Here is a 10,038-nt window from a genome sequence, read left to right as displayed (position 1 = left end):
CTCGTGTGGCACAGTATCGTCAAGCGCATGCGCCACGCTTGCGATACTGGACAGCCCCGACGAGCGACATGAAGAATCCGACTGCCTACGAACCCCCGGTCGACGAGGACCAGCTTCTGCTGAAGTGGATCCGGCGCGCGCGTGAATCCCAAATGAGCCATTACGACATGGCCGACCTGCTGGCGGCGCGCGACCGCGGCGTCGGCTGGCTGGCCACCGCATTGACGGCCTTTGTGGGTACGGCGGTGTTTGCGTCCTTGAGTTCGACCGCCGTCTCGCCGGCGCTCAGGATCTTCGTGGGCTTCGTGAGCGTTGCCGCGGCAGTCTCCGCTGCGCTGCAAACGTTCTTGCGATACGCAGAACGTGCGGAAAAACATCGCGCGGCGGGTGCGCGTTATGGCGCTGTGCGGCGCAGGCTGGAAGCAATTTTCGCAGGTGACGCCGATGCCCGCGACGGCCACTATCTCACCGCGATCCGCGACGAACTCGACCGGCTCGCGGAAGATTCACCCAACGTGCCGCCACGCGTCTTCTATCGTACCCAGCGAACCCTGGCCGACGACCCGCGACGAAGTCGCGATACCTGATCGGCCGCCGCGCAGCTACCGCCTGGCCACCACCCCACCCGCCTGAAAACTACCGCGTAGCGGACACCAGCAACATCATCGGCCGCTCGCGTTCTTCTGCCAGTTCAGGGCGCGCGGCAAGGTCGGCATCGGTCGGCCCCCACTCATCGACATGGGCAATCGTGAAACCCGCGCCAATCAGGTGATTGAGCAAGGTGCCGATGGTGCGATGCTGCTTGATGACGCCATCGGCGAGCCAGTTCGTGACGCGCGGCCCTTCCAGTTGATAGCTGTCGAGCGGCCAGTGCTTGCTGCCATCCGCATCGACTGACCAGCCGGGCTGCTGCGGCGCCATGAAAATCGGATGCTCGATCGAGAACACGAGGCGCCCGCCTGGCACCAGCGCGCGGTGCACCGTGTCGAGCAAGCCGCGCAGATCGTCGACATAGTGGAACGCCAGCGAGCTATACGCGAGATCGAAGCCCGCCTGCGGCAAGTCAAGATGTTCGAGATCGGCTCGGATATAGGTGACGGCAGAATCGTTCGATGACGATCGTGCCCGGTCGAGCATCTTCTCAGAGACGTCGAGACCGAGCACCGTGGCCGCCCCCGCGTCGCGCGCCCATCGGCAGAACCAGCCATAGCCGCAGCCAAGATCGACCACGTTCAGGCCGTGCATCTCCGGCAGCATGGCGCGCAACGCGGGCCATTCGGCGGCGCCGGCGAGACCCTCTTTCGAACGGCCCAATTGGCTGTAGTTGTCGAAGAAATCGGGATCGTCGTAAATGTTCTGTGTCATTTGTAAATGGGATTAACTGTAATTGAAGCAACGCGGCCGCGTGATGTATAAGCGAAATACCGGCGGCATGTTATTTGTCCATGCAGTTTCGCTGGCAGGGGCTCGACCACGGTCTTCGGCCAGTGGCTTGAAGGGCCGGTACAGACCATTCCTGAAGCCATTTAAGCCTCACTTAAGCTCACTACTTGCACAATGCATGTGGCGAGAATACCCCTATCGACGGGCGTGTTTTTCCCTCAAACGTTCGAAACACGGGATTCCCGGCCGGCCTTCCGGTCTTCACGTCTTTCCGGGCATTGGCTTTTGCCCGATTATGGTATTGTCCGACCTGCGCTAAAAAGCGCATCGCCACACTCAATCGGGAAGCGCAATCGCTCCCTAAAAAAACTATTATGGAAGTCCAAAACGCCCGCCGTTGGGCACCACGGGGTACACGCGTCTGGCTTGGCGCGGCCGCCGCATTGGCGATCGCGAGCGGCGTGCGCATGTTGCTCCATCCGCTTCTCGGTCCAATCATGCCAGGCACCGCGTTCTGTATCGCCGCGGCGCTGGTCGAGTATTTTTGCGGGCTGGCCCCGGCGCTCACGGTCATGGTGCTCGGCCTGGGTATCGCCGACTATCTGTTCGTCCCGCCCTACGCCACCATCGCCGTCTTCGATCGTGCTGACGTGGTGCTGCTGGTCTCGTATCCGTTGGTGACGCTGATCGTCATCATCCTGATCGAACGCCTGCGCCGCTCGCAGTTTCGTGCTGAACTGATCGCATCGGTTGCGCAGTCGCGCTATGAAATGCTGCTGCGGCACGACAACGAACGCCTGCTTGCGCGTCGCGCCGTCGACGAAACGCACCGGCTGCTGCGCCATCTGTCGCATCATCACAAGACCTTCATTTTCATTCAGGCACTCGAGCGCAACGCGCTGCAATCGGCGGGCGACGTCAAGCCGCAAGGCGTGCTGCCGCGTCTGCCCAACGAGATTGCACCAGGCCCGCGCTTTGCCGATGTCGACCATGACGACATCCAGCGGCTCAGCAAGGCACTGTGGCCCGGCAGCCATCGCGTGCGTCTGAGAAGCGGCGATGGCCCGCTGAAGCTGACCGAGTGCGTGTGCGAGCGGTTCACCACCCATGCCGGTGAGTTCCTCGTGCTGCGGATCGGAGCCTGATCCGTGAGCCAACCGACAAGTCTCTTCTTACCCGGCGACGACCATGCCGTGCTGATGCTGCACGGTCTGTCGAGCTCGCCGCTCGAATTACGTTTTCTCGCACGCTTTCTGAACGCCGAGGGCTTCACCACCTGCGCGCCGGTCTTGCCCGGCTACAGCGCGGGTTCCGAAGAAGCCGCCATGGAGAGTTGGCTCGAAGCCGCCGTGCGCGAGTACGACGCGCTGGCCGAGCGCTTTGCACGCGTCTCGATCTGCGGGCTATCGATCGGTGCGGCGTTAGCGCTGGCGCTAGCGCATCGCCGTCCCGGGGCGCAGTCGCTCGTGCTGTTGTCGCTGACGCTCTCCTACGACGGCTGGGCGATCCCCTGGTATCGTTTCCTGCTCAACTGGGCGTACTTCACACCCATGCGCAAACGCTGGCGCTACCGCGAGGAAGCGCCGTTCGGCCTGCGCAACGAAGCGCTCCGAGCAAAGATCGCCCGCGCGATGCAGCGCAGCGACTTCAGCGAGGTCGGGCCATCGACGATTTCATTGCCGGCCTTGCACCAGGCAAGCCGCCTCGCCGCGAGCCTGCGCACGCAGGTGCGCGACATCAAGACCGATTGCCTGATTGTCCACGCAATCGACGATGAGACGTCGAGTCCTCGCAATGCCCGTTTTGTCGCCGCAAATATCGGTGCGGCCTTTTTACGCACAATCTGGCTGGATGATTCGTATCACATGATTACGTCGGACAACGAGCGCGAAATCGTCGCGCGCGAAACCGCGCTATTTTTGCGCGAGAGCGAAGCTGCACGTAGTGGCGACGACGGCGCCAAGCAACAGGTCGTCTCGAAGGCTCTGGCACGGCGCCTGAGGCAACTCGCGGCGCTTGGCAAGGAGCGCGCATGACGGCGCCTGGCACGCCCAGGTCCGGCAAACCGGCGAGCACGTCGCTGCGTACCCCATTCAGGGTCGGCAAAGCCACCCATATGTCACTGCTGCTCGCCGCTGCACTGAGCCTTTGCACAGCGCGGGCTGCCTATGCTGACGATGCAAGTCCGGATGCGACGACTGACGCGAGCACGAGTACAAGTACAAGTACAAGTACGAGCACGAGCGACGCTGGCACGAGCACGGGTGCGGCCACCGACAGCAAATGGAAAATCGGCGTGGGCCCTGGCGTGGTGATCACGCCGAAGTACCCGGGATCGCGACAGTTGAACGTCTTTCCGTTCCCTGCGCTGGACATCTCTTACGACGACCGCATTTTCTCGCAGGGCCCTGACGTGCTTGGCGTCAACGTGCTGCGCGGTCCCGCCTATCACGTGGGCGCGGCTTTCAGTTTCGATTTCCAGACTCGCAAGGAGTCCGACGACCCGCGGCTGCATGGGCTTGGCAACGTGTATGGCGGACCGAAACTGAAGCTCTTCGCTGACTACACGTGGTGGGCGTTCACTGGGTCGGTGGCGTTGTACCAGGATATCGACGGACATCACCAGGGGACAACGGTCATGACGGATGTCGTCGCTTCCGCGCCGGTTGGCGGCTGGTTGTTCTCGGTGGGACCCGGGTTCACCTGGGCGAATGCGACTTATACGCGGACGTTCTTCGGCGTGTCCGGGCAGCAGAGCGCTGCGTCAGGGTTGCCCACGTATAACACCAGTGCTGGCGTGCGAGACATCCACATGAACGCCATGGTGACTTACGATTTTTCAAAGCACTGGAATGGGTCGGTTGCCGCTACTTTCGGGCGACTGGAGCACGACGCGGCGAATAGCCCGATTACCGAAAAAAGATTCGAGCTCAATACAATTGCATCGGTGAACTACAAGTTCTAGTTTTTGGCTGCTGGCTTTTCGCCCGCTCCCGGCGCGCGAAAAGCCAGGATCGTTTTAATCCCCCGTGCCAAGCTCTTCAACTTCAATCCCCAACTCAGCGGCCATGCGCCGCACCACCACCTGAAGCCGGCTGACCTCATCGGCAAGCCGCTTCTGTTCAGCTTTTACCGCCTCGAACGCCGACAGCGGCACAACCTCATCGTCCCCGCCCGGTTGCACAAACTCGCTCGCGCTGACTTCGCCGCATAGCAGATGCATCCAGCGATTTTCACGCTCGCCCGGCGTGCGGCCCAACTTCACCACCCGCGGCGGATCGTTGGCAGCCAACTCGTCGAGAAATGCCTCGACCGACGAGATGTCCGCAAACCCATGGAACCGCGCGCTGTTCAAGCGCAACTCAGCGGCAGTCTGCGGGCCGCGCAGTAACAAGGTAGTCAGTAACGCAGCCGACTGACTCGGCAACCCCAACACCCGATTCATATTGTGTTCGAAGCGCGGCACGCGGCTGCTGCTGCCCTCCATCACCAGGCTCAGGCGCTTCAATCCGTCGACGGCAGTCAGCACCTCCGCCTCGGTCGCATTCATCACCGGCGCACGACCGGTCTTCTGATTGCAGCCCAAGGTCAGCGCGTTCAGCGAAAGCGGATAACTGTCCGGCACGGTGTGCTGCTTTTCGACGAGCACGCCGAGTACGCGCCCCTCAAGCAAGGTCAAAGCGCGGATGGAGGGACGGGAAACAGCATCAGGAGTGGAGTTCATAGAGAAGATGTCGCGGCATGCGCCGCCGGGTCTCGTGGATGGTGTGCCTTACCGTTGCACAGCCGGGCGGCAGGTTTTAGTTTGTGGCCACTATGATAAACGCCCCGGCCGCTCGCGGTGTACGAATCTCGGCAATGGCGAGGCGTGCCCCGAACGTGTCCGCGTCCGTTCGCGCGCATTTTTGTTTTGTTGACGATATCCCATATTCGAGATAATTTCCCGAATATGGAAAACACTCAACCCGACGACAATGCCATCGACCGCCGCATCGCCCAGCGTCTACGAGGCTTGCGCGCCGAGCGAAACTGGTCGCTCGACGATCTGGCGAAGCTCAGCAACGTTAGCCGCGCAACCCTGTCGCGCCTCGAAAACGCGGCCGTGAGCCCGACGGCGAACGTGCTGGGCAAGCTCTGTGTCGCCTACGGCTTGCCGATGTCGCGCCTCATGCACATGGTCGAAGAAGACTTCGCGCCGCTGGTGCCGCGCGAGGCGCAGGCGGTCTGGATCGACGCAAGCGTCGGCTTCCGGCGCCGCTCCGTGTCACCACCGGCCCAGGCGCTGAGCGGCGAGGCGTTGGAGTGCGAACTCGATGCCGGCGTGCGCATCACTTACGACGCGTCGCCGAGAGCCGGCCTCGAGCATCATCTGATCCTGCTCGAAGGACAACTGCAGATCACCGTCGACGGCCGAAGCCACGATCTGCAACCCGGCGATTGTCTGCGCTATCAATTGTTCGGCCCCAGCGCCTTCGTCACGCCCACGCACAGCGCGGCCCGCTACATCCTCTTCATCGTCTGAGTTCGAACCAACATGAGCGCGACCGCCATCACGACCTTTTCCGCCGACGACCTCGTCCGCAATCTATCCGAACTCGGCGCGCTGCTGCGTGCCTGCGTCCATGACGGTGCGAGTGTCGGCTTTGTCCTGCCGTACAGCGTCGAGGAGAGTGAGGCGTTCTGGAGCGGCAAGGTGCTGCCGTCGCTGCGCGCGGGGGCGTTGGTGCTGTTCGTCGCTCGCCATGGCGAGTCGATCGCCGGCACGGTACAACTGGATTACGACACGATGCCGAACCAGCGTCATCGCGCCGAGGTGCGCAAGCTACTGGTCCACCCCGCGTTCCGCCGCCAGGGCATTGCCAAAGCGCTGATGGCGGAGTTGGAGAGCTGTGCACACCAGTTGCAGCGCAGCCTGCTGACGCTTGATACGCGCACCGGCGACAAGGCCGAGCCGCTCTATGCCGCACTGGGTTATCAGACGGCCGGCGTGATCCAGCAGTTTTGCCGCGACACGCGGGAAGATCGGTTCGACTCAACCACGATCATGTACAAGACGCTGTGAACAAGACGCGGGCAGGCCGCCCGTGATGGACGCTCAAGATGAGCGAGACGTAAGCAGGACGTTGACGCTGCAAACTCGGGCGAGTCTGCAGCCTCTGGCTTAACGGCGCGAATCGAACGCGATCCGCACGGCGAGACCGGCGAGCACGGTGCCCATCAGCCAGCGTTGTACCTGCAGCCACATCGGCCGCCCATTGAGAAATCCGGCGATCGAACCGGCCATGCTCGCAATCAACGCATTGACCGTGACGGAGACGACGATTTGCACGCAACCCAGCGCGATGGATTGCGTGAGCACGCTGCCGTGCTCCGGTGAAATAAATTGCGGCAGCAGCGACAAGTACATCACCGCGATCTTCGGATTCGCGAGGTTAGTGACGAGGCCCATGGTGAACAGTTTGCGGCGGCTGTCGTGCGGCAGGTCGCGCACCTGGAACGGCGAGCGGCCGCCCGGCTTAACCGCCTGCCACGCCAGATACAGGAGATACAGCGCGCCACCGAAACGCAGCGCGTCGTACGCGTAGGGCACCGTCAACAGCAGCGCGGTAATGCCGAACGCCGCGCAAAACATGTAGAACACAAAGCCGACCGCGACCCCGCCGAGCGACACGAGCCCCGCGCGCCGCCCCTGGCACAGCGATCGCGAGATCAGATAAATCATGTTCGGGCCGGGCGTGAGCACCATGCCAAGCGAGACCAGGGCGAAGGCAAGCAGCGTTGTGACAGCGGGCACGGCATTCTCCTCTGTGAATTGAAGTCGGGCAGTGCTGCCCAATATAGCCGATGTCGCCGGTTCGGGCCCTGAGTCCGGGCGTGAAAGTTCTGCATCGGCAGTTGAATGCCGTTCATATCTTCGACGCCTTCGTGCCCGCTTCATCACAACGCAATGCGAGCCATGGTGGGTCAGTTCAGGTACGTTTCGACCAGCTTGACCCAGTAGCTTGCTCCCAGGCTAATGATGCGGTCGTTGAAGTCGTACTTGGGGTTATGCACCATGCAACCGCCCCACTCGCCTATGCCGTTGCCGATTATCACGTAGCAGCCCGGCACCTTATCTGACATCCATGCAAAGTCTTCACTGCCCATCATGCCTTTGGTGTCGGTCAGCACGTTCGCGGCGCCCACCAGATCGCTAATCACATCACGCGCCAGCGTGGTTGGCGCCTCGGCATTGACGACCACCGGCACGAGCCGTTTGTAGTCGATCGAGGCTTCCACACCGAAGCATTGCGCCTGCAGCGTAACGATTTCGTGCACGCGTCTTTCGATCCGCTCGCGCATCTCCGGATTGGTCGAGCGCATGTTCAGCAGGAGCTTTACCGTGTCGGGAATGACGTTGTGGGTCGCGCCCGCATGAATTCCGCCGATGCTCACTACGCCCACTTCAGACGCCGGCAGATTGCGCGAGACGATGGTCTGCAACGCCATGATCAGCGAGCCGGCCGCGACGATCGGATCGCGTGCCTTGTCCGGCATCGCGCCGTGGCCGCCCACGCCCGTCAGCGTGACCGTGGCGACGTCCGAGGCCGCCGTCACGCCACCTGTCTTCACGACGAACTGACCAACCGGAATGCCAGGGCCGTTGTGCAGCGCGTAGACCGTATCGCAAGGAAATCGCTCGAACAGGCCCTCTTCGATCATACGGCGCGCACCGCACAGGTTTTCTTCGTCGGGCTGGAAGATCAGGTTGAGCGTGCCGTCAAAGCCGCGGCTCGTGGCCAGATGCCTCGCGGCGGCGAGCAGGATCGCGGTGTGGCCGTCGTGGCCGCAGGCGTGCATCTTGCCCGGAATCCGGCTCGCGTAGGGCAGATGCGTTTGCTCGTGAATCGGCAAGGCATCCATGTCCGCACGAATGCCGATCTTGCGCGTACCGTTGCCCAGTTTCAGTTGCCCGACCACGCCCGTGCCGCCGATGCCGGTATGCACTTCATAGCCCCACTCTTTCAGCAAACCGGCCACCAGCGCCGCGGTATTGACGACGTCGAAGCCCGTTTCCGGATGCGCGTGAATCTGGCGGCGCAGGTCGACAAAGATCTGTTCATCGGCTACTACGTCCGCAATCAGTCCGGCCGATTGCAGTTCCGCTTCAACGATTTGCACTTCAGACATGCGATGTTCTCCTGTTGGTTCTGTTGGTCCTGCCAGCCGCCTCTGGTGATGGGCCGCGCTGCATTTAACTGAAATCTCTGGCCGATGCGCTCAGTCGGCGCGGTGCTCTTTCAATGCCGCCAGTGCGCCGAGCGACACCACACTGCACGTGACCATGTACCAGGCCGGCGACATGGGATTGCCGGTCGCGCTGATGAGCCATGTCACGATGAATTGCGCGAAGCCGCCGAACACCGACACGCCGATGCTGTACACCATCGAAAAGCCCGTGGCCCGCACATGTTTTGGAAAACCTTCCATGAGAATGAGAAAAACCGAACTGGAAGCGGCCGCGAGACAGCCGACCAGCGCGGCGATCACCGCCAGCGCGACGCCGAGTTGCGCTGTGTGGTTGAGCAGCCAGAACGCCGGATAGATCAACACGGCACCGAGCAGCGTGGCGCCGACGACCAGCGGCTTGCGACGCCGCATGCGATCCGACAGCAAACCGGCAAGCGGCGAACCGATCAGCAGGACCGCGCCGGCGACGCAACCCGACAGGAACGCGGTGCCCGGCGGCATATGCAGCACACGGATCAGATAGGTCGGCATGTAGAACACGACGATGTACATCGACGCCGTGCCGCCGACCATCATCAGAATGCCGACACACACTTGCCGCAAATGACTCGCCATCACCTCACGAAACGCACTGCTCTCACGCGCCGTGGCCTGGTGCGTTTCATCCAGCGCGCGGCGGATGTAAAGCCCGACCGGCCCGATCAGCAGACCGCACAGGAACGGGATGCGCCAGCCCCAGCTTTCCAGGTCGGCCGGCGTGAGGAAATGCGACAGCAGAAAGCCGCTCAGCGCGCCGACCAGCGCCGCCGCACCTTGGCTCGCCAGTTGCCACCCAACCAGAAAGCCCTGTGTGGACTGAACACCCGACTCCATCAACAGCGTGGTCGACGCGCCGATCTCGCCGCCGGCCGAGAAGCCTTGCAGCAATCGGCCGAGCACGATCAAGAGCGGCGCGAACAGGCCGATCTGCGCATAAGTGGGCGCAAGGCCGATGGTTGCCGTGCCGAGCGCCATCAGCGCGATGGTCAGCGACATTGCCGCTTTACGACCGGCCCGGTCCGCGTAGTTACCGATCAGGATGCCGCCCAGCGGCCGCATCACAAAACCGATGCCGAAGGTAGCGACCGCCATCAGCAGCGAGCCGAACGCCGTATGCGACGGAAAAAACAGCTTGCCGATCAGGACCGCGAAGAAGCTGTAGATCGTGAAATCGAACATCTCCAGACCGTTGCCCAGCGTGGTCGCGGCGATCAGCGCGAACTTCGAGGCGCGCGGCTGAGCCGACGTCTGCGCCGGCAACTGGGCGGGCCCCTGAACCGGCCCCTGGGACACCGCGTCGACTGACGCGGGTTGCAGCGAGGTGTGCAGATTTGCCATAACGATTCCGATGACTCCGGTGGAGAGGGCTGCGTCGCTTTGCGGCCG

11 protein-coding genes are annotated in these 10,038 nt (G+C 62.5%); 6 read left to right on the top strand and 5 right to left on the bottom strand.

The window, feature by feature from the left end; translation table 11 throughout:
* Window positions 1–68 precede the first annotated feature (68 nt).
* A complete protein-coding gene (locus PQQ96_RS34495; RefSeq protein WP_408300821.1) occupies window positions 69–587 on the top strand; it encodes an SLATT domain-containing protein in 519 nt (172 codons plus the stop codon).
* Between the two features lie 49 nt (window positions 588–636).
* Here PQQ96_RS34495 and PQQ96_RS34490 read toward each other — a convergent pair whose 3' ends face one another.
* The gene (locus PQQ96_RS34490; protein WP_408300816.1) at window positions 637–1,365 is read right to left on the bottom strand and encodes a class I SAM-dependent methyltransferase; all 729 of its coding nucleotides are present in this window, start codon (window positions 1,363–1,365) and stop codon (window positions 637–639) included.
* Window positions 1,366–1,757: 392 nt separating this feature from the next.
* On the opposite strand from PQQ96_RS34490, the gene PQQ96_RS34485 reads away from it, so the two are divergent.
* The 3 genes from PQQ96_RS34485 to PQQ96_RS34475 all read left to right on the top strand — a co-directional run bounded on the left by PQQ96_RS34485 (window position 1,758) and on the right by PQQ96_RS34475 (window position 4,348).
* Window positions 1,758–2,528 (top strand): DUF4118 domain-containing protein, encoded by a 771-nt coding sequence (locus tag PQQ96_RS34485; protein ID WP_408300814.1) that lies wholly within the window; start codon window positions 1,758–1,760, stop codon window positions 2,526–2,528.
* A gap of 54 nt (window positions 2,529–2,582) precedes the next feature.
* Window positions 2,583–3,419: an alpha/beta hydrolase gene (locus PQQ96_RS34480; protein WP_408300819.1), complete on the top strand. Its 837-nt coding sequence runs from the start codon at window positions 2,583–2,585 to the stop codon at window positions 3,417–3,419.
* 80 nt (window positions 3,420–3,499) lie between these two features.
* Window positions 3,500–4,348: a MipA/OmpV family protein gene (locus PQQ96_RS34475; RefSeq protein WP_408300817.1), complete on the top strand. Its 849-nt coding sequence runs from the start codon at window positions 3,500–3,502 to the stop codon at window positions 4,346–4,348.
* A gap of 54 nt (window positions 4,349–4,402) precedes the next feature.
* Here the strand turns inward: PQQ96_RS34475 and PQQ96_RS34470 are convergent, their stop codons facing one another.
* The gene (locus PQQ96_RS34470; RefSeq protein WP_408300813.1) at window positions 4,403–5,107 is read right to left on the bottom strand and encodes a YceH family protein; all 705 of its coding nucleotides are present in this window, start codon (window positions 5,105–5,107) and stop codon (window positions 4,403–4,405) included.
* Between the two features lie 225 nt (window positions 5,108–5,332).
* Between PQQ96_RS34470 and PQQ96_RS34465 the strand changes: the two genes are divergently transcribed.
* Window positions 5,333–5,905 (top strand): helix-turn-helix domain-containing protein, encoded by a 573-nt coding sequence (locus PQQ96_RS34465; RefSeq protein WP_408300811.1) that lies wholly within the window; start codon window positions 5,333–5,335, stop codon window positions 5,903–5,905.
* 12 nt (window positions 5,906–5,917) lie between these two features.
* Window positions 5,918–6,445, top strand: coding sequence for a GNAT family N-acetyltransferase (locus tag PQQ96_RS34460; RefSeq protein WP_408300810.1), 528 nt, complete (start codon window positions 5,918–5,920; stop codon window positions 6,443–6,445).
* Between the two features lie 99 nt (window positions 6,446–6,544).
* Here the strand turns inward: PQQ96_RS34460 and PQQ96_RS34455 are convergent, their stop codons facing one another.
* The 3 genes from PQQ96_RS34455 to PQQ96_RS34445 all read right to left on the bottom strand — a co-directional run bounded on the left by PQQ96_RS34455 (window position 6,545) and on the right by PQQ96_RS34445 (window position 9,990).
* Window positions 6,545–7,177, bottom strand: a complete 633-nt coding sequence (locus PQQ96_RS34455) for a LysE family translocator (protein ID WP_074287483.1) — start codon at window positions 7,175–7,177, stop codon at window positions 6,545–6,547.
* Between the two features lie 170 nt (window positions 7,178–7,347).
* Window positions 7,348–8,553 carry a M20 aminoacylase family protein gene (locus PQQ96_RS34450; RefSeq protein WP_408300808.1) on the bottom strand — a complete coding sequence of 402 codons (1,206 nt, stop codon included), beginning with the start codon at window positions 8,551–8,553 and terminating at the stop codon, window positions 7,348–7,350.
* 90 nt (window positions 8,554–8,643) lie between these two features.
* A complete protein-coding gene (locus PQQ96_RS34445; protein WP_408300806.1) occupies window positions 8,644–9,990 on the bottom strand; it encodes an MFS transporter in 1,347 nt (448 codons plus the stop codon).
* Between the last annotated feature and the right edge of the window lie 48 nt (window positions 9,991–10,038).

This window comes from Paraburkholderia sediminicola, assembly GCF_046027825.1.
Lineage (GTDB): Bacteria > Pseudomonadota > Gammaproteobacteria > Burkholderiales > Burkholderiaceae > Paraburkholderia > Paraburkholderia sediminicola_D.
Note: the sequence above shows the minus strand (reverse complement) of the source record. Positions and strands in the feature narration are given on the sequence as shown.